Source organism: Pseudomonas sp. Wu6 (assembly GCF_019891515.1).
GTDB classification, from domain to species: domain Bacteria; phylum Pseudomonadota; class Gammaproteobacteria; order Pseudomonadales; family Pseudomonadaceae; genus Aquipseudomonas; species Aquipseudomonas orientalis_A.
Window position 1 is genome coordinate 249,441 of the sequence record NZ_JAFLXH010000001.1, and the last position, 20,508, is coordinate 269,948.

At 60.4% G+C, this 20,508-nt stretch carries 20 protein-coding genes; 10 read left to right on the forward strand and 10 right to left on the reverse strand.

The annotated features are described in order from the left end of the window. The first annotated feature begins 85 nt into the window (after window positions 1–85). Window positions 86–520, forward strand: a complete 435-nt coding sequence (locus tag J1G34_RS01010) for a YkgJ family cysteine cluster protein (protein ID WP_024072902.1) — start codon at window positions 86–88, stop codon at window positions 518–520. A gap of 195 nt (window positions 521–715) precedes the next feature. Here J1G34_RS01010 and typA read toward each other — a convergent pair whose 3' ends face one another. Together typA and thiI are read right to left on the reverse strand one after the other, a co-directional pair. Beyond that, window positions 716–2,536 carry a translational GTPase TypA gene (typA, locus tag J1G34_RS01015; protein ID WP_017478180.1) on the reverse strand — a complete coding sequence of 607 codons (1,821 nt, stop codon included), beginning with the start codon at window positions 2,534–2,536 and terminating at the stop codon, window positions 716–718. Window positions 2,537–2,675: 139 nt separating this feature from the next. After that, window positions 2,676–4,130: a tRNA uracil 4-sulfurtransferase ThiI gene (gene thiI, locus J1G34_RS01020; protein WP_065893726.1), complete on the reverse strand. Its 1,455-nt coding sequence runs from the start codon at window positions 4,128–4,130 to the stop codon at window positions 2,676–2,678. A 333-nt stretch (window positions 4,131–4,463) separates the two neighbouring features. Between thiI and glnA the strand changes: the two genes are divergently transcribed. After that, complete coding sequence (glnA, locus tag J1G34_RS01025; protein WP_024072899.1) at window positions 4,464–5,870, forward strand: glutamate--ammonia ligase; 1,407 nt, start codon at window positions 4,464–4,466, stop codon at window positions 5,868–5,870. A gap of 72 nt (window positions 5,871–5,942) precedes the next feature. Here the strand turns inward: glnA and J1G34_RS01030 are convergent, their stop codons facing one another. After that, window positions 5,943–6,179: a DUF6124 family protein gene (locus tag J1G34_RS01030; protein ID WP_065893727.1), complete on the reverse strand. Its 237-nt coding sequence runs from the start codon at window positions 6,177–6,179 to the stop codon at window positions 5,943–5,945. A gap of 423 nt (window positions 6,180–6,602) precedes the next feature. Between J1G34_RS01030 and J1G34_RS01035 the strand changes: the two genes are divergently transcribed. From J1G34_RS01035 to ntrC, 3 genes are all read left to right on the forward strand, one after another. After that, entirely contained in the window at window positions 6,603–7,139 is a 537-nt protein-coding gene (locus J1G34_RS01035; RefSeq protein ID WP_222993067.1) for a chorismate mutase, read from the forward strand. Window positions 7,140–7,524: 385 nt separating this feature from the next. Next, complete coding sequence (gene glnL, locus J1G34_RS01040) at window positions 7,525–8,610, forward strand: nitrogen regulation protein NR(II) (protein WP_057724492.1); 1,086 nt, start codon at window positions 7,525–7,527, stop codon at window positions 8,608–8,610. Continuing rightward, the gene (ntrC, locus tag J1G34_RS01045) at window positions 8,607–10,043 is read left to right on the forward strand and encodes a nitrogen regulation protein NR(I) (protein ID WP_065885751.1); all 1,437 of its coding nucleotides are present in this window, start codon (window positions 8,607–8,609) and stop codon (window positions 10,041–10,043) included. Before glnL ends, ntrC begins: the two co-directional genes overlap by 4 nt. Before the next feature lie 450 nt (window positions 10,044–10,493). Here the strand turns inward: ntrC and J1G34_RS01050 are convergent, their stop codons facing one another. Beyond that, on the reverse strand, window positions 10,494–10,934 hold the full coding sequence (locus tag J1G34_RS01050; protein WP_065885752.1) for a hypothetical protein: 441 nt from the start codon (window positions 10,932–10,934) through the stop codon (window positions 10,494–10,496). Between J1G34_RS01050 and J1G34_RS01055 the strand changes: the two genes are divergently transcribed. Further along, window positions 10,933–11,388 carry a tRNA (cytidine(34)-2'-O)-methyltransferase gene (locus J1G34_RS01055; RefSeq protein WP_065893730.1) on the forward strand — a complete coding sequence of 152 codons (456 nt, stop codon included), beginning with the start codon at window positions 10,933–10,935 and terminating at the stop codon, window positions 11,386–11,388. The two genes, J1G34_RS01050 and J1G34_RS01055, sit on opposite strands and share 2 nt — an antisense overlap. A 122-nt stretch (window positions 11,389–11,510) precedes the next feature. Here J1G34_RS01055 and secB read toward each other — a convergent pair whose 3' ends face one another. From secB to J1G34_RS01070, 3 genes are read right to left on the reverse strand one after another with little or no spacing between them, the layout of a single operon-like run. Then, window positions 11,511–11,990: a protein-export chaperone SecB gene (gene secB, locus J1G34_RS01060; protein ID WP_057724496.1), complete on the reverse strand. Its 480-nt coding sequence runs from the start codon at window positions 11,988–11,990 to the stop codon at window positions 11,511–11,513. 35 nt (window positions 11,991–12,025) lie between these two features. Beyond that, on the reverse strand, window positions 12,026–12,280 hold the full coding sequence (grxC, locus tag J1G34_RS01065) for a glutaredoxin 3 (protein ID WP_065893731.1): 255 nt from the start codon (window positions 12,278–12,280) through the stop codon (window positions 12,026–12,028). A 1-nt stretch (window position 12,281) separates the two neighbouring features. Continuing rightward, complete coding sequence (locus J1G34_RS01070; protein WP_057025458.1) at window positions 12,282–12,695, reverse strand: rhodanese-like domain-containing protein; 414 nt, start codon at window positions 12,693–12,695, stop codon at window positions 12,282–12,284. 151 nt (window positions 12,696–12,846) lie between these two features. Between J1G34_RS01070 and gpmI the strand changes: the two genes are divergently transcribed. The 4 genes from gpmI (at window position 12,847) to J1G34_RS01090 (ending at window position 18,041) form a co-directional block, all read left to right on the forward strand. Beyond that, window positions 12,847–14,373 (forward strand): 2,3-bisphosphoglycerate-independent phosphoglycerate mutase, encoded by a 1,527-nt coding sequence (gene gpmI / locus J1G34_RS01075; protein ID WP_065935782.1) that lies wholly within the window; start codon window positions 12,847–12,849, stop codon window positions 14,371–14,373. Between the two features lie 259 nt (window positions 14,374–14,632). After that, window positions 14,633–15,928 (forward strand): murein hydrolase activator EnvC family protein, encoded by a 1,296-nt coding sequence (locus J1G34_RS01080; protein WP_065893733.1) that lies wholly within the window; start codon window positions 14,633–14,635, stop codon window positions 15,926–15,928. 30 nt (window positions 15,929–15,958) lie between these two features. Then, the gene (locus J1G34_RS01085) at window positions 15,959–17,266 is read left to right on the forward strand and encodes a S41 family peptidase (RefSeq protein WP_065885757.1); all 1,308 of its coding nucleotides are present in this window, start codon (window positions 15,959–15,961) and stop codon (window positions 17,264–17,266) included. 1 nt (window position 17,267) lies between these two features. Further along, window positions 17,268–18,041 carry a divergent polysaccharide deacetylase family protein gene (locus J1G34_RS01090; protein WP_222993069.1) on the forward strand — a complete coding sequence of 258 codons (774 nt, stop codon included), beginning with the start codon at window positions 17,268–17,270 and terminating at the stop codon, window positions 18,039–18,041. A gap of 109 nt (window positions 18,042–18,150) precedes the next feature. Here the strand turns inward: J1G34_RS01090 and J1G34_RS01095 are convergent, their stop codons facing one another. The 3 genes from J1G34_RS01095 to hisA form a co-directional block, all read right to left on the reverse strand. Next, the gene (locus tag J1G34_RS01095; RefSeq protein ID WP_222993071.1) at window positions 18,151–18,906 is read right to left on the reverse strand and encodes a substrate-binding periplasmic protein; all 756 of its coding nucleotides are present in this window, start codon (window positions 18,904–18,906) and stop codon (window positions 18,151–18,153) included. 66 nt (window positions 18,907–18,972) lie between these two features. Next, window positions 18,973–19,743, reverse strand: coding sequence for an imidazole glycerol phosphate synthase subunit HisF (hisF, locus tag J1G34_RS01100; protein ID WP_017138643.1), 771 nt, complete (start codon window positions 19,741–19,743; stop codon window positions 18,973–18,975). Window positions 19,744–19,752: 9 nt separating this feature from the next. Further along, the gene (gene hisA / locus J1G34_RS01105) at window positions 19,753–20,490 is read right to left on the reverse strand and encodes a 1-(5-phosphoribosyl)-5-[(5-phosphoribosylamino)methylideneamino]imidazole-4-carboxamide isomerase (RefSeq protein ID WP_065885760.1); all 738 of its coding nucleotides are present in this window, start codon (window positions 20,488–20,490) and stop codon (window positions 19,753–19,755) included. Window positions 20,491–20,508: the final 18 nt, after the last annotated feature.

Here is a 20,508-nt window from a genome sequence, read left to right on the forward strand (position 1 = left end):
CAGAAACCCTGAAAAGATTGTTCAAAAAACCACCAATCCCGGTATGATCGCGCGCCCGGATACAGCCCCACCTTTTGGAACCCCGATGAAGCCTCAACTGATCGCCGCCGCGGAACTCGACCGTCTCGAGACCTGGCAGAAATATTCCGCCCACATGTGCGGCGGCTGCGTGTCCAGCTGCTGCACGCTGCCGGTCGAAGTGAAGATCAAGGACCTGATCCGCATCGGCATCGTCGATGAGTTCGAGCGCGGCGACCCACCGAAGAACATCGCCAAGCGTTTGCAGAAGGAAGGCATCGTCGAGCGCTACAACAATAAATCCGAGATTTTTACCCTGCAGCGCATGAGCAACAATGATTGCTTGTACCTGGATCGTAAGACGCGCTTCTGCACTATTTATGACAAGCGCCCGGATACCTGCCGCAATCACCCCAAGATCGGCCCGCGGCCGGGGTATTGCGCGTACAAGCCGAAAGAAGTGGTGCGCGAGACCAAGTTCAAGACCCTCGATAAGTTCTGATCCAGGGTTGATCGTTCCCACGCTCCGCGTGGTAACGCAGCCCTGGACGCTCTGCGTCCGCCCTTGAAAGCGGAACGCGGAGCGTCCCAAGCGGCATTCCCACGCAGAGCGTGGGAACGATCAGGCAAACAGCAGGCATAAAAAAACGCCCCCGGCCTTTCGACCGGGGGCGTTTTTCATTCAGCCTGAGTTAACTCAGTTCTTGGCTTTCTTGGCAGCGCGGGTACGCTCGCCTTCGTCCAGGATCTTCTTACGCAGGCGGATCGACTTAGGCGTGACTTCGCACAGCTCGTCGTCCTGGATGAATTCCAGGGCCTGTTCCAGGGTGAAGCGAACAGGTGGAACCAGAGCGATGGTTTCGTCTTTGCCCGAAGCACGCATGTTGTCGAGCTTCTTGCCTTTGGTTGGGTTGACGCCCATGTCGTTGTCACGGCTGTTCAGACCAACGATCTGACCGTTGTAGATCTCTTGACCGTGCTCAACGAACAGCTTGCCACGTGCCTGGAGGGTTTCCAGGGAGTAGGTCAGCGCCTTGCCGGTTTCTACCGATACCAGAACACCGTTCTGACGACCGGACATGTCGCCGGACTTCATGGTGTCGTAGCGATCGAAGATCGAGGTCAGGATGCCAGCACCGTTGGTCAGGGTCAGGAACTGGTTACGGAAACCGATCAGACCACGCGCAGGGATGTTGTATTCCAGACGTACACGGCCCTTGCCATCCGGCACCATGTTGGTCAGGTCGCCCTTACGCAGGCCCATCTCTTCCATGACCTTGCCCTGGGATTCTTCAGGGGTGTCGATGGTGACGTTTTCGAACGGTTCCTGCTTCACGCCGTCAACCTGACGGATGATCACTTCCGGACGACCCACACCCATTTCGAAGCCTTCGCGACGCATGGTTTCGATCAGTACCGAAAGGTGCAGCTCACCACGGCCGGAGACCTTGAACTTGTCGGCCGAGTCGCCTTCTTCAACGCGCAGTGCAACGTTGTACAGCAGCTCTTTGTCCAGACGCTCCTTGATGTTACGGGAGGTCACGAACTTGCCTTCCTTACCGCAGAACGGCGAGTCGTTCACCTGGAAGGTCATGGAAACGGTTGGCTCGTCAACGGTCAGAGGCTTCATCGCCTCGACGGTGTCCGGCTGGCACAGGGTGTCGGAGATGAACAGCGAGTCCATACCGCTGACGCACACGATGTCGCCGGCGAAGGCTTCTTCAACGTCGATGCGGTGCAGGCCGTGGTGACCCATCAGCTTCAGGATACGACCGTTACGCTTCTTGCCGTCGGCGCCGATAGCGACAACCGGGGTGTTCGGCTTGACGCTGCCACGCGCGATACGGCCAACGCCGATAACACCCAGGAAGCTGTTGTAGTCCAGTGCCGAGATTTGCATCTGGAACGGACCTTCACGGTCAACCTTCGGTGGTGGAACGTGGTCAACAATCGCCTGGTACAGCGGGGTCATGTCTTCGGCCATGGCGGTGTGTTCCAGACCGGCAATGCCGTTCAGGGCCGAGGCGTAGATAACCTGGAAATCCAGTTGCTCTTCGGTAGCACCGAGGTTGTCGAACAGGTCGAAGATCTGGTCCAGAACCCAGTCCGGACGCGCGCCTGGACGGTCAACCTTGTTGATGCACACGATCGGACGCAGGCCGGCTTCGAACGCCTTCTTGGTCACGAAACGGGTTTGCGGCATAGGGCCGTCTTGAGCGTCAACCAGCAGCAGAACGGAGTCGACCATCGACATTACGCGTTCTACTTCGCCGCCGAAGTCGGCGTGGCCCGGGGTATCCACGATGTTGATGTGGTAGCCGTTCCAGTTGATGGCGGTGTTTTTCGCCAGGATGGTAATACCGCGCTCTTTTTCCTGGTCGTTGGAGTCCATCACGCGCTCGTCGTTGAGCTCGTTGCGCTCCAGGGTGCCGGATTGACGCAGGAGTTTGTCTACCAGGGTGGTTTTACCATGGTCAACGTGAGCAATGATGGCGATGTTACGTAGATTTTCGATCACTTGTGTATCTCGATCAGAGGATTCGGTGTGCTGACAGGTCGTGGCAGCGATTAACAGTAGAGTCAGGCCTTGCCGTTACAGCTTGACGGCAGAGTCGGGGGGCCGGTGACGCAGGCCACAGGCAAACAGCCCCGGGCTCTTAGCTCGGTCGATAAACGCGCACATTGGCATGCCCCTCACTGAGCAAATGGTGGGCATGCAGGCGACTCATCACGCCTTTGTCGCAATACAGCAGGTACTGACGGCTGTCATCCAGTTCCTTGAAACGCGCGTTCAATGCATAAAACGGCAGCGTTTGTACGTCGATGCCAGGAATCTCCAGGGGCTCGTCTTCGGCGGCATCCGGGTGACGGATGTCGACGATGATCTGGCCGGCCAGGGCTTCGCTGACTTCTTCGATCTGCACATCCTGGCCCAGCTCGTCGATGACGCGATCGATCGGGACCAGTTTGGCGTTCTCGAGCGCACGCTCCAGAATCGCCATGTCGAACTGTTGTTCTTCATACTCCACGCGGTTGCGCTTGGCGTGGGTCTTGGGGTTCACCGAAATGACCCCGCAATACTCGGGCATATGCTTGGCAAAGTCGGCGGTGCCGATTTCTTCTGCCAGGTCGATGATGTCCTGCTTGTGGCTGGCGATCAGTGGGCGCAGCACCAGCTTCTCGGTCACGCAGTCGATCAACGACAGGTTCGGCAGCGTCTGGCTGGACACCTGGGAGATCGCTTCACCGGTCACCAGCGCGTCGATCTGCAACTGGTCGGCGATCCGGGACGCGGCGCGCAACATCATACGCTTCAAAACTACGCCCATATGACTGTTATCGACTTTGCCGAGAATTTCGCCCAGCACTTCTTCGAACGGAACGCTTACAAATAGCACGCGCTGGGAGCTGCCGTACTTCTTCCAGATAAAGTGCGCCACTTCCATCACGCCCAATTCGTGTGCACGACCGCCCAGGTTAAAGAAGCAGAAGTGGCTCATCAGGCCTCGCCGCATGATCTGGTAGGCCGCGACCGTGGAATCGAAACCGCCGGACATCAACACCAGGGTCTGTTCCAGGGCGCCCAGCGGGTAGCCGCCGATGCTGTCGTGCTGGCTGTGGATCACAAACAACCGTTGGTCGCGAATTTCCATGCGCACTTCGATTTGCGGCGCTTTGAGGGAGATTCCGGCCGCGCCGCACTCGCGACGCAGCTTGCTGCCGACGTATTTCTCCACATCCATGGAGCTGAACGGATGCTTGCCGGCGCGCTTGCAACGCACCGAAAAAATCTTGCCGGCAAGCTCATCACCAAAGTGCAGCCGGCACTTCTCGGTGATGTCGTCGAAGTCGCCCAGCGGGTACTCGTCCACTTGCAGGAAATGCGCGATGCCCGGCATGCAGCTCAGGCGCTCGGTCATGTCCTTCAAGGCTTTGGCGTCGGTCAGGCGGGTTTCCAGCTCGAGGTTGTCCCACACGCCGTTCACCACCACAGCCGGGTCCAGATCGCGGAGCACGGCACGGATGTTCTTGGCCAACTGACGGATGAAACGCATCCGTACCGGTCGGCTCTTGATGGTGATCTCGGGGAAGACTTTTACGATTAATTTCATGGAAACAGCGCGCGCCGGGCCTGCTGAAAAAGGGGGGCGCGGATTATAGCGGAAATCGCTCAAGGTTTAACCAGTTAATATGCATCGCATGTACAGCGCACCAAAACAGGTCATTTTCACCCAATAACGCTACATTGCGGTGCGCCATTTATCGCCCGCTGGCCGTTTGCACCGTTATAGGGGCCATTTTGAAGCAAAAAGACCATGTTGGCGCACTGGCATGCAATTTGCTCTCTTGTGAGGCAGGTTGCCTTGGCGGAGTATCCGCGCCGGCATCACCCAAATTCTAAGGGCTAACTCCACTACCAAGCCCGAAGCCACCCGGAGGACACCATGTCGAAGTCGGTTCAACTCATCAAAGATCATGACGTTAAATGGATTGATCTGCGCTTCACGGACACCAAAGGTACTCAGCACCACGTGACCATGCCGGCTCGCGACGCGCTGGATGATGCTTTCTTCGAAGAAGGCAAGATGTTCGACGGTTCCTCCATCGCCGGCTGGAAAGGCATCGAAGCCTCCGACATGATCCTGATGCCGGACGACAGCACGGCCGTCCTCGACCCGTTCACCGAAGACCCAACCCTGATCATCGTCTGCGACGTGATCGAGCCCTCGACCATGCAAGGCTACGACCGCGACCCACGTGCGATCGCCAAGCGTGCCGAGGAATACCTGAAGTCGACCGGTATCGGCGACACCGTATTCGTGGGCCCGGAGCCTGAATTCTTCATCTTCGATTCGGTCAAGTTCAAGTCCGACATCTCCGGTTCGATGTTCAAGATTTTCTCCGAACAAGGTTCGTGGATGTCCGACCAGGACGTGGAAGGCGGCAACAAAGGCCACCGTCCAGGCATCAAGGGCGGCTACTTCCCGGTTCCGCCGTTCGACCACGACCACGAAATCCGTACCTCCATGTGCAACGCCATGGAAGAGATGGGCCTGGTCATCGAAGTTCACCACCACGAAGTGGCGACTGCCGGCCAGAACGAAATCGGTGTGAAGTTCAACACCCTGGTCGCCAAGGCTGACGAAGTCCAGACCCTGAAGTACTGCGTACACAACGTGGCGGATGCCTACGGCCGTACCGCTACCTTCATGCCCAAGCCGCTGTACGGCGATAACGGTTCGGGTATGCACGTTCACCTGTCCATCGCCAAAGAAGGCAAGAACACCTTCGCCGGCGAAGGTTATGCCGGCCTGTCCGACACCGCCCTGTACTTCATCGGCGGTATCATCAAGCACGGTAAGGCCCTGAACGGCTTCACCAACCCGTCGACCAACTCCTACAAGCGTCTGGTACCAGGTTTCGAAGCACCGGTAATGCTGGCCTACTCGGCCCGCAACCGTTCCGCCTCGATCCGTATTCCTTACGTGTCCAGCCCGCGCGCTCGCCGTATCGAAGCCCGCTTCCCGGACCCGGCAGCCAACCCGTACCTGGCCTTCGCTGCGCTGGTCATGGCCGGCCTGGACGGTATCCAGAACAAGATCCACCCTGGCGACGCCGCCGACAAAAACTTGTACGACCTGCCGCCTGAAGAGGCCAAAGAGATCCCACAAGTGTGCGGCAGCCTGAAAGAGGCCCTGGAAGAACTGGATAAGGGCCGTGCGTTCCTGACCAAGGGCGGCGTGTTCAGCGACGACTTCATCGATGCCTACATCGAGCTCAAAAGCGAAGAAGAAATCAAGGTTCGCACCTTCGTACACCCACTGGAATACGAGCTGTACTACAGCTGCTGATCCGGTAGCGCTGCTTGACGTAGCGTGATGATAAAGACCTCCTTCGGGAGGTCTTTTTTTGCCTGTGGATTGTCAGATGGCCGCTTGGCGGTCGAGCATACGGCTGACCATCAGCGTCCCCATGGCGCTCAATTGGTGAATGGCCAGTGCGATATCGCGGTGCTTGCCATCCAGGTCTTCGCAAAGGTCCAGCAACAAGGTACTGACCGAGGAGAAGGTTTCGAAGCTGTTGATCATCAGGGCTTCGTCGTCGATATCGGCGGCGATGGTGAAGACGGATGGGGGTGGATTTGGGGTTGGCTTGAACATGTCTTAACTTCCTCGAATGAGGCCGCCATCGACTCGCTACTAAACGATTGGGTGGCAGCTGGGCGCAGGTTAGTAGACCGGGGAAGTTAAGCAAAAACCGGCGCACCCGAAGATGCCCTGCACACAGCCGCCATAAAGAACGGTGCGGTACACGCTTAACTTGACCTCAGGCTACTAAACCTGATCGCTGATGAGCAGCGACCGAGTAACCTTAGAGACGACAAGCCAGCCGTACAAGCCGGCGGATTCTGGCTCACCTGTAGGCAACCGCGCAAGCTAAGGTAGCCTGCGCCTGACGCCCTACACAGCCACTGTAGGAGCGAGCTTGCTCGCGAAAAACGCCAGGACACCACATTTCTTCAACATTTACGCGTTATCGTTAACGACCTTCGCGAGCAAGCTCGCTCCTACAGGGGATTTCCTTTGAAACGTCGATTTGTGTTCGCTCTGTTATTTGTCAGCGCCAGTGCCAGCGCCGCGCCTCCCACGCTTGAGCCGTTGCTCAACAGCATCGCTGAACGCCTGGAGATCGCCGACCAGGTGGCCTTGAGCAAATGGGACAGCCACAAGCCCGTTGAAGACAAAAAACGCGAGCAGGAAGTGATCGCCAGCGTCGTCGCCCAAGCCCCGAGCTACAAACTGGACCCCGCCGCCGCCGAGCAGTTTTTCTCAGCGCAGATCGAGGCGAACAAACTGGTGCAATACACCCACCTGTCCGACTGGCAGTTCCAGGGCAAGGCGCCGGACGATCCGCGCCCGGACCTGGTCAAGCAGATTCGCCCGCGGCTGGATGAATTGCAAAAACGCCTGCTGCAACAACTGGCCGATTTCACCCCGCAGCGTACCGACCCGCAGTGCCCGCAGTGGCTGGCCGCGGCGGTGCATGAACCGTTGAACGATCCGCTGCGCCAACTGGCGATGATCCGCGCCACCGCCGAGCTGTGCATATACAAAGGCTAGCCCGGTAAACCCAATTAAAAATGTGGGAGGGGGCTTGCCCCCGATGGCGGAGTGTCAGTGGACATTTATGTGACTGACCCACCGCCATCGGGGGCAAGCCCCCTCCCACACTTGGCCTGTATGCATTCAGGGCCATCTCTGGCAGCTTCCTGAACAACCCTCACAAAACCGCACTATATTGGTGCGATAGGTTGCACCCCCACTGCAGCCCCAGCCCATTTTGGTTCGATTCTTCCCGAGCAGACTGGCAGAACGCCACAGTTTCGCGCCTGAACCGCCTATTTCACGGGTTTAACGCTTCTTTTCGGAGCCTTGGTTTGGTTTTTGCATTTTCCTTGTATCAGCGTGTGCCTCAAGCCTGCGCCTTGCTCCAAAAGAGGTCCCGATGACCATCAGCGATGCACTGCACCGTTTGTTACTCGACAACCTGACCACCGCGACCATCCTGCTCAATGCCGACTTGCGCCTTGAGTACATGAACCCGGCGGCGGAGATGCTCCTGGCCATCAGCGGCCAGCGCAGCCATGGGCAGTTCATCAGCGAATTGTTCACCGAGTCCGCCGAGGCCCTGAGCTCGTTGCGCCAGGCCGTGGAGCAGGCGCACCCGTTCACCAAGCGCGAAGCAATGCTCACCGCCCTGACCGGGCAGACGCTGACCGTCGACTACGCGGTGACACCAATCCTGAGCAATGGCGCCACCCTGCTGCTGCTCGAAGTGCATCCTCGCGACCGCCTGCTGCGCATCACCAAGGAAGAGGCGCAACTGTCCAAGCAGGAAACCAGCAAGATGCTGGTGCGCGGCCTGGCCCATGAGATCAAGAACCCCCTGGGCGGCATTCGCGGCGCGGCGCAGTTGCTGGCCCGCGAGCTGCCGGAGGAGCATCTCAAGGACTACACCAACGTCATCATCGAAGAGGCCGACCGCCTGCGTAACCTGGTGGACCGCATGCTCGGCTCCAACAAGCTGCCGTCCCTGGCCATGACCAACGTGCACGAAGTGCTGGAGCGCGTCTGCCAACTGGTCGACGCCGAAAGCCAGGGCTGCATCACCCTGGTGCGCGACTACGACCCAAGCATTCCCGACGTCTTGATCGACCGCGAGCAAATGATCCAGGCGGTGCTCAACATCGTGCGCAACGCCATGCAGGCCATCAGCAGCCAGAACGAGTTGCGCCTGGGCCGCATCAGCCTGCGCACCCGCGCGCTGCGCCAGTTCACCATTGGCCATGTACGCCATCGCCTGGTGACCAAGGTCGAGATCATCGACAACGGCCCGGGCATTCCGGCCGAACTGCAGGAAACCATCTTCTTCCCCATGGTCAGCGGCCGCCCGGACGGTACCGGGCTGGGCCTGGCCATTACCCAGAACATCATCAGCCAGCACCAGGGCCTGATCGAATGTGAGAGCCATCCCGGCCACACCACGTTCTCGATCTTCCTGCCATTGGAACAAGGAGCCCCCACGACATGAGCCGTAGTGAAACTGTCTGGATCGTCGATGACGACCGTTCTATCCGCTGGGTCCTGGAGAAAGCCTTGCAACAGGAAGGCATGACCACCCAGAGCTTCGACAGCGCCGACGGCGTGATGAGCCGCCTGGCTCGCCAGCAGCCGGACGTGATCATCTCCGATATCCGCATGCCCGGCGCCAGCGGCCTGGACTTGCTGGCGCGCATTCGCGAGCAGCACCCGCGCCTGCCAGTGATCATCATGACCGCGCACTCGGACCTGGACAGCGCTGTCGCGTCCTACCAGGGCGGCGCCTTTGAGTACCTGCCCAAGCCGTTCGATGTGGACGAGGCGGTGGCGCTGGTCAAGCGCGCCAACCAGCACGCCCAGGAGCAACAGAACCAGGAAGCCCCGCCGGCCCTGACCCGCACCCCGGAAATCATCGGTGAAGCGCCGGCGATGCAGGAAGTGTTTCGCGCCATCGGGCGCTTGAGTCACTCCAACATCACCGTGCTGATCAACGGCGAATCGGGCACCGGTAAAGAGCTGGTGGCCCACGCCCTGCACCGTCACAGCCCTCGGGCAGCCTCGCCGTTCATTGCACTGAACATGGCCGCAATCCCGAAGGACCTGATGGAGTCCGAGCTGTTCGGCCATGAAAAAGGCGCGTTCACCGGCGCGGCCAATCTGCGCCGTGGACGTTTTGAACAGGCCGACGGCGGCACCCTGTTCCTCGATGAAATCGGCGACATGCCGGCCGATACCCAAACCCGCCTGCTGCGCGTGCTGGCCGACGGCGAGTTCTATCGGGTGGGCGGGCACACGCCGGTCAAGGTGGATGTACGCATCATCGCGGCCACCCACCAGAACCTGGAAACCCTGGTGCACGCCGGCAAGTTCCGTGAAGACTTGTTCCACCGCCTCAACGTGATCCGCATCCACATCCCGCGCATGTCGGACCGCCGCGAAGACATCCCCACCCTCGCCCGCCACTTCCTCAGCCGCGCCGCCCTGGAACTGGCCGTGGAGCCGAAGCTGCTCAAAAGCGAGACCGAGGAATACCTGAAAAACCTGCCATGGCCTGGCAACGTACGCCAGCTGGAGAACACCTGCCGCTGGATCACGGTAATGGCGTCCGGGCGCGAAGTGCACATCAGCGACCTGCCACCGGAGCTGCTGAGCCTGCCGCAGGACTCGGCCCCGGTAACCAACTGGGAACAGGCGCTGCGCCAATGGGCCGACCAGGCCCTGGCACGCGGCCAGTCGAACCTGCTCGACAGCGCCGTACCGGCGTTCGAGCGGATCATGATCGAGACCGCGCTCAAGCACACCGCCGGCCGCCGCCGCGATGCCGCTGTGCTACTGGGTTGGGGTCGCAATACCCTGACGCGCAAGATCAAGGAACTGGGGATGAAGGTGGATGGCGCAGATGACGACGACAGCGACGACGCCTGATCCCAATCTCTGATCCACTGAGAATCCCATGTGGGAGGGGGCTTGCCCCCGATTGCGGTGGGTCAGCCACAGATAGGCTGGCTGATACACCGCTATCGGGGGCAAGCCCCCTCCCACATTTGGATCGTCACAAGATTTGAAGGTTGTGCACTGCTTCAATGCACCATGAACCGGCATTGGGCACTGACTTGAGACCTGAAAGATCGCTATCGCTAAAAAATTCTTGAACGCTGAAACCACCAAAGCCCCGGATCCCGGGGCTTTGCGCTTTCTTGCAATCATTTACCGCGCCAATTGCAAACTTTGGCACGCGCCCTGCAATAACCCTGGTACTACCCAGTTTCGGGGACCTTGGTACAGGCAGGCCGAGAATCCCCTCTTTAACACCGAAGCCTCTGGCTTCACCCCGTTTTGGGAGCCCTGGTACAGGCAGGCCGGGAACTCCCTCTTTTATTGCTCCTGGAGAAGGATCTCCAGCCGCCAGCGGTCATCGACCTCCTGGCCGTTCCACTCCCCACGCAATGGCCGCGCCGCCACCAGGTTGAGCAACAAACCGCCGTCGGTCTTGCGCACGCGCCAGTTCACATCCTTGTCATTGACCTTCAGTTGCCCATTGGCAGCCTTGCCCTGTGCGTCGAACAACAGCGCCACGGCGCCGTCGATATGTTCGCCGTGCAGCTTGGGCTCGCGGTTGAACCACACCAGCAGACCGTCCGCCACAGGTTCTATCTGTTGCAGTTCGACCGGTTCCGGGGTGGTCAGGCGCCCAATCATCAAGCCCACCATCAGGCCGACAATCGCCAGCGAGCCGAGTACCCTGGGCAATAGCTTCGGCCTTGGATCGTCTTCAGGGGTAGAATGCAGCGCATCTTTGCCTTCGGAGCCGTGCATGTTTCACGTCATCCTTTTTCAACCAGAAATTCCGCCGAATACCGGCAACGTTATCAGGCTGTGCGCCAACAGTGGCTGCCACCTGCATTTGATCGAACCGCTGGGCTTCGACATGGACGATAAACGCCTGCGCCGCGCCGGGCTGGATTACCACGAGTACGCCACCCTCCAGCGCCATGCCGACCTGGCCAGCTGCCTGGAAAGCCTGGGCCAGCCACGTGTGTTCGCGTTCACCACCAAGGGCTCGCGACCGTTTCATGATGCCAGCTTTGCCGAGGGCGACGCGTTTCTGTTTGGCCCGGAGAGCCGTGGCCTGCCGGCCGACGTGCTCGACGCCCTGCCTGATGGCCACCGCCTGCGCTTGCCGATGCGCGAGGGCTGCCGCAGCCTGAACCTGTCCAACACCGTCGCCGTCGCCGTCTACGAAGGCTGGCGCCAACTCGGTTTCAAGTAACACCGCATAGCAAATGTGGGAGGGGGCTTGCCCCCGATTGCGGTGGGTCAGCTACAGATAGGCTGGCTGATACACCGCTATCGGGGGCAAGCCCCCTCCCACATTTTTTTTACCGCGTCGACTTATTGAACCGTCGACGAGCCTTCCTGTTGCATGCGCTGCAGCTCCTGGGCGTACAGGGCATCGAAGTTCACCGGTGCCAGCATCAGTGCCGGGAACGAGCCACGGGTGACCAGGCTGTCCAGGGTCTCACGGGCGTACGGGAACAGGATGTTCGGGCAGAACGCGCCCAGGGTGTGGCTCATGGACGCTTCGTCCAGGCCCTGGATCAGGAAGATACCCGCCTGTTGCACTTCAGCGATGAAGGCCACTTCTTCGCCGTTCTTGACGGTGACCGACAGGGTCAGCACGACTTCGTGGAAGTCACCTTCCAGGGCTTTCTGGCGGGTGTTCAGGTCCAGCGCGACGCTTGGGGTCCATTCCTGGCGGAAGATGGCCGGGCTTTTCGGCGCTTCGAACGACAGGTCACGCACGTAGATGCGCTGCAGCGAAAACTGTGGGCCTTGGTCTTGCGCTGCTTCGGTGTTCGGTTGATCAGTCATCGCAGATCCTTCTTTATCTTGGGGTCTTTTAGGGGTTAGGCGGACAGCAGCGCATCGAGTTTACCGGCGCGCTCCAAAGCGAACAGGTCATCGCAACCACCGATATGCCGGCTGCCGATCCAGATCTGCGGGACCGACGTGCGGCCAGCCTTCTGGGTCATTTCGGCGCGCACTTGAGGCTTGCCGTCGACCTTGATTTCTTCGAAGGCGACCTTCTTGCTCTGGAGCAACTGCTTGGCTCGAATGCAATAAGGGCAATAATCGCTGGAATACACGACAACCTGGCTCATATCACTTCACCAACGGCAGGTTATCGCCACGCCAGCTGCTGATACCACCGGACAGCTTGGCGGCGGTAAAGCCGGACTTGAGCATCTCGCGGGCATGCGTGCCGGAGTGCTGGCCTTGGGCGTCGACCAGGATAATGGTCTTGGCCTTGTATTTCTCCAGTTCGGCCAAGCGCGCGATCAGCTTGTCCTGGGGAATGTTCAGGGCGCCGACGATGTGGCCGGCGGCGAAATCCTTGGCCGGGCGAATATCCACGACAACGGCCTCATCCTTGTTGACCAGGGCGGTCAGCTCCGATGTGCTCAGGCTGCGGCCACCACGGCTCAATTCGTGAGCGATCAGCAGCGCCAGCAGGATGACGAAGGCACCCACGAGCAGATAGTGGGCAGTGGCAAATGCAATCAGGTGATCAACCATCAAGGAGGTTCCAGGGCGTTAAAATGGCGGTAAGTATACACAGCCGTCGGGGGCGGCCAACCCCCGTAAAGCGGTGACGCGGTTGGAACTTCGCTTTAAACTGCCACTCACTTTTCCATTGCCTTCCTTTATTACCGCCGCGAGAGGATCTATGACTACCACGCCTAAACCTTTGGTCCTGATAATTCTCGATGGCTTCGGACACAGTGAAAGCCACCACGACAACGCGGTGTACGCCGCCCGCAAGCCTGTGCTGGATCGTCTCACCGCCACCGTGCCCAACGGTTTGATCTCAGGCTCCGGCATGGACGTGGGCCTGCCGGACGGCCAGATGGGCAACTCGGAAGTCGGTCACATGAATCTCGGCGCCGGACGAGTGGTCTATCAGGACTTCACCCGCGTGACCAAAGCGATCCGCGATGGCGAGTTCTTCGAAAACCCGACCATCTGCGCAGCGGTGGACAAAGCCGTCGCCGCCGGCAAGGCCGTGCACTTCATGGGCTTGCTGTCCGATGGCGGCGTACACAGCCATCAGGACCACCTGATCGCCATGGCCGAACTGGCCTTCAAGCGCGGCGCCGACAAGATCTACCTGCATGCCTTCCTTGACGGTCGCGACACCCCGCCCAAAAGCGCGCAGTCGTCCATCGAACTGCTGGACGCCACGTTCGCCGCCCTGGGCAAAGGCCGCATCGCCAGTCTGGTAGGCCGTTACTTTGCCATGGACCGCGACAACCGCTGGGACCGCGTGGCCCAGGCCTACAACCTGATCGTCGATGGCCAGGCCGAATTCAACGCCGCCACCGCCCAGCAAGGCCTGGAAGCCGCCTACGCCCGTGGCGAGAGCGATGAATTCGTCAAGGCCACCACCATCGGCGAGCCGGTGAAAGTCGAAGACGGCGACGCCATGGTGTTCATGAACTTCCGCGCCGACCGTGCCCGTGAGCTGAGCCATGTGTTTGTCGACGACGGTTTCAAAGACTTCGAACGCGCACGCCAGCCGAAAGTCGAGTTCGTCATGCTCACCCAATACGCCGCCAACATCCCGGCCCCGTCGGCTTTTGCGCCGGGCAGCCTGGAAAACGTACTGGGCGATTACCTGGCGAAAAACGGCAAGACTCAACTGCGCATCGCCGAAACTGAAAAATATGCCCACGTGACCTTCTTCTTCTCCGGCGGACGTGAAGAACCTTTCCCTGGCGAAGAGCGCATCCTGATCCCATCGCCAAAAGTCGCGACCTACGACCTGCAGCCGGAAATGAGCGCACCGGAAGTCACCGACAAGATCGTCGACGCCATCGAGCATCAGCGTTATGACGTCATCGTGGTCAACTACGCCAACGGCGACATGGTCGGCCACAGCGGCAACCTGGAGGCTGCCACTAAGGCCGTGGAATGCCTGGACCTGTGCGTGGGCCGCATCGTCGACGCCCTGGACAGCGTCGGTGGCGAAGCGCTGATCACCGCCGACCACGGCAACTGCGAGCAGATGTCCGACGAGTCCACCGGCCAGGCCCACACAGCCCACACCACCGAGCCGGTGCCGTTCATCTACGTCGGCAAGCGCGATTTCAAAGTGCGTAACGGCGGCGTACTGGCGGATGTGGCGCCGACCATGCTGATGCTGATGGGGCTGGAAAAGCCGAAGGAAATGACCGGGACCTCAATTCTGGTCTGATTTAAACAACACGGTAGATCCAATGTGGGAGGGGGCTTGCCCCCGATGACGGAGTGTCAGTCAACACTTATGTGACTGGTCCACCGCTATCGGGGGCAAGCCCCCTCCCACATTGGCCCTTCGGTGTTTGGAAGATATCTTTTTGCCATACCACCACCACTCGGCACCTATCTTGCCCGCCCGCCCCAATTGGACGTTTTTTTTGCGGCGCTTGGCGGGCATACTAGAGCGTCCCTTTCCCCTGGTGTCGCCCGCCTCTATGCTTCGCGCCTTGATTACCCTCGCTCTTGTCTGCCTGCTCCAACCGGCATTTGCCGATGAGCGTGCACAAACCCAACAACAGTTGGACGCTACGCGTCAGGACATTACCGAGCTGAAAAAACTGCTCGGCAAGCTCCAGGAAGAAAAGTCCGGGGTGCAGAAAGACCTGCGCGGCACGGAAACCGAAATGGGCAAGCTGGAGAAGCAGGTCCAGGAGCTGCAAAAAGAATTAAAGAAGAGCGAGTCGGAACTGGAGCGACTCGACGCTGAGAAAAAAAAACTCCAGAGCGCACGCGTTGAACAGCAACGCCTGATCGCAATCCAGGCCCGCGCCGCCTACCAGAGCGGCCGCCAGGAATATCTCAAGCTGCTGCTCAACCAGCAGAACCCGGAAAAGTTCGCCCGCACCCTCACCTATTACGATTACCTGAGCCAGGCGCGCCTGGCGCAGTTGAAGGGCTTTAACGAAACGCTGCGCCAGTTGGCCAATGTCGAGCAGGAGATCAATGATCAGCAGGCCCAACTGCTCGACCAGAAGACCGCGCTCGACACCCAGCGCAACGAGTTGGACAAGGTCCGCAAGGAACGCCAGCAAGCCCTGGCCAAGCTCAACAATGACGTAAAAGCCCGCGACGCCAAGCTCCAGGCACGCGAGCAGGACCAGGCCGACCTGGCCAAAGTGCTCAAGACTATCGAAGAAACCCTGGCGCGCCAGGCACGCGAGGCCGAGGAGGCGCGGCAAAAAGCGCTGATCGCCCAGCAGGAAGCTGAAAAAAAGCGCCAGCGTGAGGCCGAACTGGCAGCCACTACCGATGCGCCGGCCCCGCGCAAACCGGCGCACGCAGCGCCTGGCCCACTGGTTTCCAGCAGCGGCGAGTCGTTCGGCGGGCCTTTTGCTGCAGCGCGCGGCAAACTTCCATGGCCGGTTGATGGTCGACTGTTGGCACGCTTCGGCGAAACCCGTGGCGATGACACCCGTGCCAAATGGGATGGTGTGATGATCAGCGCCTCTGCAGGCAGCCAGGTCCACGCCGTCCACGGCGGGCGCGTGGTGTTTGCCGATTGGCTGCGCGGGGCCGGCCTGCTGGTGATTCTTGACCACGGTAATGGCTATTTGAGCCTTTACGGCCACAATCAGACGTTACTCAAGTCGGCAGGTGATGTGGTAAAAGCCGGTGAATCCATCTCCACTGTCGGTAACAGTGGTGGCCAGGACACCCCGGCGCTGTACTTCGCTATTCGTCAGCAGGGCCGCCCGAGCGACCCTGCACAATGGTGCAGATCCCAAGGATAGGGTCTCATCTACATTAGGAGTTCGTTCGACATGCTGCATTTGTCCCGCCTCACTTCGCTGGCCCTGACGATCGCCCTGGTGATCGGCGCGCCTCTGGCTTTTGCCGACCAGGCTGTTCCCGCCGCGACCGCTGCGACCACCAAGGCGCCGTTGCCGCTGGACGAGCTGCGCACCTTTGCCGAGGTCATGGACCGGATCAAGGCAGCCTATGTCGAACCCGTAGACGACAAGACCCTGCTGGAAAACGCCATCAAGGGCATGCTCAGCAACCTCGACCCGCATTCGGCCTACCTGGGCCCGGAAGACTTCGCTGAACTGCAGGAAAGCACCAGCGGTGAATTTGGTGGCCTGGGCATTGAGGTCGGTTCCGAAGACGGCAACATCAAGGTGGTCTCGCCCATCGACGACACCCCGGCATCCAAGGCCGGCATCCAGGCGGGTGACTTTATCGTCAAGATCAACGGCCAGCCAACCCGCGGCCAGACCATGACCGAAGCCGTCGACAAGATGCGCGGCAAGATCGGCCAGAAAATCACCCTGACCCTGGTGCGCGACGGCGGCAATCCGTTCGACGTCACCCTGACCCGCTCCACCATCGTGGTCAAGAGCGTGAAGAGCCAGTTGCTGGAGTCGGGCTACGGCTACATCCGCATCACCCAGTTCCAGGTCAAGACCGGCGACGAAGTGGCCAAGGCCCTGGCCAAGCTGCGCAAGGACAACGGCAAGAAGCTCAACGGCATCGTGCTCGACCTGCGTAACAACCCGGGCGGCGTGTTGCAGTCGGCGGTGGAAGTGGTCGACCACTTCATCACCAAGGGCCTGATCGTCTACACCAAGGGCCGCATCGCCAATTCCGAGCTGCGCTTCTCGGCCACCGGCAACGATCTGAGCGAGAACGTGCCGCTGGCCGTGCTGATCAACGGCGGCAGCGCCTCGGCCTCGGAGATCGTCGCCGGCGCCCTGCAGGACCAGAAGCGCGGTGTGCTGATGGGCACCACGACCTTCGGTAAAGGCTCGGTGCAAACCGTATTGCCGCTCAATAACGAGCGTGCGCTGAAGATCACCACGGCGCTGTACTACACGCCCAATGGTCGCTCGATCCAGGCCCAGGGCATCGTGCCGGACATTGAGGTGCGCAAGGCCAAGATCACCAACGAGATCGACAGCGAGTACTACAAAGAGGCGGACCTGCAAGGCCACCTGGGCAATGGCAATGGCGGCGCCGACCAACCGACCGGCAGCGGCGCCAAAGCCAAACCGATGCCGCAGGACGACGATTATCAGTTGGCCCAGGCGCTGAGCCTGCTCAAGGGCCTGAGCATCACGCGCAGCCGTTGATATGCGCGTTGCCCTGATCATTGCCTTGCTGTGCAGCCTGGCCGGATTCGCGCAAGCGACGCCGGCCGGCGAGCCGCACAAAGCCTATCTCACCCTGATCATCGACGACCTCGGGCAGAACCTGCCCAGGGATCGTCGCGTGCTGGCCCTGCCCGGGCCGGTCACCACCGCGATCATGCCTGACACCCCTCACGCCGCCGAATTCGCCCGCGAGGCCCACAAGGCCGGCAAGATCGTCATCCTGCATATGCCCATGGACCCGGCCACCGGTCCGTTTGCCTGGCACCCCGAGCTGTCGATCGAAGAACTGGCCAAGCGCCTGGACGCCGCCTTCGCGGCCGTGCCCTACACCGCCGGCATCAATAACCATATGGGCAGCCGCATGACGGCGCAGCCGCAGGCAATGGCGTGGTTAATGGGCGAGCTGCAGCGGCGCCACAAGTTCTTTGTGGACAGCCGCACCAGCGCACAGACTGTCGCCGCCGCCGAGGCGCAGAAGATTGGACTGGCGCATGTTTCGCGGGATGTGTTCCTGGATGACGAACGCACCGAGGCGGCGATCACCACGCAGCTGCAAACCGCGATCAAGCTGGCGCATAAACAGGGCTCGGCGGTGATGATCGGGCACCCTTACCCTCAGACCCTGGCGGTGCTGGAGCGCGAATTGCCCAAGCTCAAGGCGCAGGGTGTGGAGTGGATCGATATCAAGTTGATGATCAGCGTGCGCAGTAATCGGGCCATGGCCGGGCACGGCAAAGACGGCATTTACCGCTGACGATCTCCCCAACCTGTAGGAGCGAGCTCGCTCGCGAAAAACCTGAGAACGCCGCGCATATCCAGGATGCTCGCGTTATCGTTGACGTCTTTCGCGAGCAAGCTCGCTCCTACAAATAGTTGGTCATGATCTGGTCGATACGGCCTTCTTTGCGTAACTCATCCAGCGCAGCCTGGAGCTTGTTAACTACGTCATCCGGCACATCCTTGTTCAACGCCAGGTAAAGCTGCGCACTGTTGAAACGCAGTACCGTCTTGAGCCCGTTCACCCCCACCTGGCGCGCCAGGTAACGGCCAGCAGGGTCGCCGGTGGCCCACAGGTCGATCTGGCCCTCCATGAGCTTTTGCGCATTGTCCTGGTCACGCAAGGCGACAACCGGATTGAGCCCCTGCTTGTCCAGGCTCTGGGCAATGGCATCGCCTTTGTAGGCGCCAATCCTGTAGCGGCGCGCCTGCTCCAGGCCTTCCAACTGGATTTTGCTGTCAGCCTTGGCCAACAGCACCCAATCGTCCGGGCCGATGGGGCCGACCCATTTGAACAAGGCTTCACGGTCCGGCAAACGCGCCGTGACGAACACACCATAGCCAGGCTTTTCCAGGGCGAGTTTGTAGATTCGCTCCCAGGGGAAACGCAGGGTGAGGTTGTAGGAAATGCCGGCACGCTTGAAGGTCTCGCGCATGATGTCCACGGCGATACCTTCGATGTTCTCGTCCCTGGCGAAGTTCTTGCCGTTTTTCGCCATGTTATAAGGCGGGAAATTTTCCGTCAGCAGCACCAGGGAGGTGTCAGACGATTCGTCGGCGTGCACCGTAGCCGCCATGAGCATGGAGGAACTGGCAAGGGCGAGCAGCAGGTGTTTGAACATGAAGGCTACCGGAATCCATGGCAAGCGCAGAGAGTGCCGCGCGCCTGCCATGCTGTCCAGCGGCGTTTAGCGCACGACGATACCGCGTGCGGCCATGTAGGCCTTGGCCTCGGGGACGGTGTATTCGCCGAAGTGGAAAATACTCGCCGCCAGCACCGCGCTGGCATGCCCTTCGATGACGCCATCGGCCAAGTGCTGCAGGTTGCCGACGCCGCCGGAGGCGATGACGGGGATGCCCAGGGCATCGCTGATGGCGCGGGTTACGCCCAGGTCAAAGCCGTTTTTCATGCCGTCCTGGTCCATGCTGGTCAGCAGGATTTCACCGGCGCCGAGGGCTTCCATCTTCATCGCCCACTCCACCGCGTCCAGCCCGGTCGGTTTGCGCCCGCCGTGGGTGAAGATCTCCCAGCGCGGGGTTTCACCGGGGCCCGAGACTTTCTTGGCGTCGATGGCGACCACGATGCATTGCGAGCCGAAGTGCTGCGCCGCTTCGCCGACGAACTCCGGGTTGAACACGGCTGCTGTGTTGATCGAGACCTTGTCCGCGCCGGCATTGAGCAGGTTGCGGATGTCTTGCACGGTGCGCACGCCGCCGCCCACGGTCAGCGGGATAAACACCTGGCTGGCCATGCGCTCAACGGTGTGCAAGGTGGTGTCGCGGCCGTCGACGCTGGCGGTGATGTCGAGAAAGGTAATTTCGTCGGCGCCCTGTTCATCGTAGCGACGGGCGATTTCCACCGGGTCGCCGGCATCACGGATATTCTCGAACTTGACGCCCTTGACCACGCGACCGTTGTCGACGTCCAGGCAAGGGATGATGCGTTTGGCCAGCGCCATGGTCAGTCCTCAGCCGTTGTAGGCATCGCAGTAAGCCTGGGCTTCGGCGACGTCCAGGGTGCCCTCATAAATCGCACGACCCGTGATGGCGCCGATGATGCCAGGTGCCTTGGCGTCCAGCAGCGACTTGATGTCACCCAGGTTGTGGATACCACCAGAGGCGATCACCGGGATTTTCGTCGCAGCGGCCAGCGCGGCGGTGAACGGTACGTTGCAGCCCTGCATCATGCCGTCTTTGGCGATGTCGGTATAAACGATGGCGGACACACCGTCGGCTTCGAACTGTTTAGCCAGGTCGATCACCTGCACAGTGCTGATTTCAGCCCAACCGTCGGTGGCGACAAAACCGTCCTTGGCATCCAGGCCGACGATAACCTTGCCTGGGAATGCGCGGCAGGCTTCGGCGACAAAGGCCGGGTCTTTTACGGCCTTGGTGCCGATGATCACGTAGCTCACGCCGGCCTTGACGTAATGCTCGATGGTTTCCAGCGAACGGATGCCACCGCCGATCTGGATCGGCAGGTTGGGGTAGCGCCGGGCGATGGCGGTGACCACCTCGCCATTGACCGGCTGGCCTTCGAAGGCGCCGTTCAAGTCCACCAGATGCAGACGACGGCAGCCCCCTTCCACCCATTTGGCGGCCATGCTCACCGGGTCATCGGAGAACACCGTGGAATCTTCCATACGGCCCTGGCGCAGACGGACGCAGGCGCCGTCCTTGAGATCGATAGCGGGGATAATCAGCATCTGGCAAACCTTATTCGA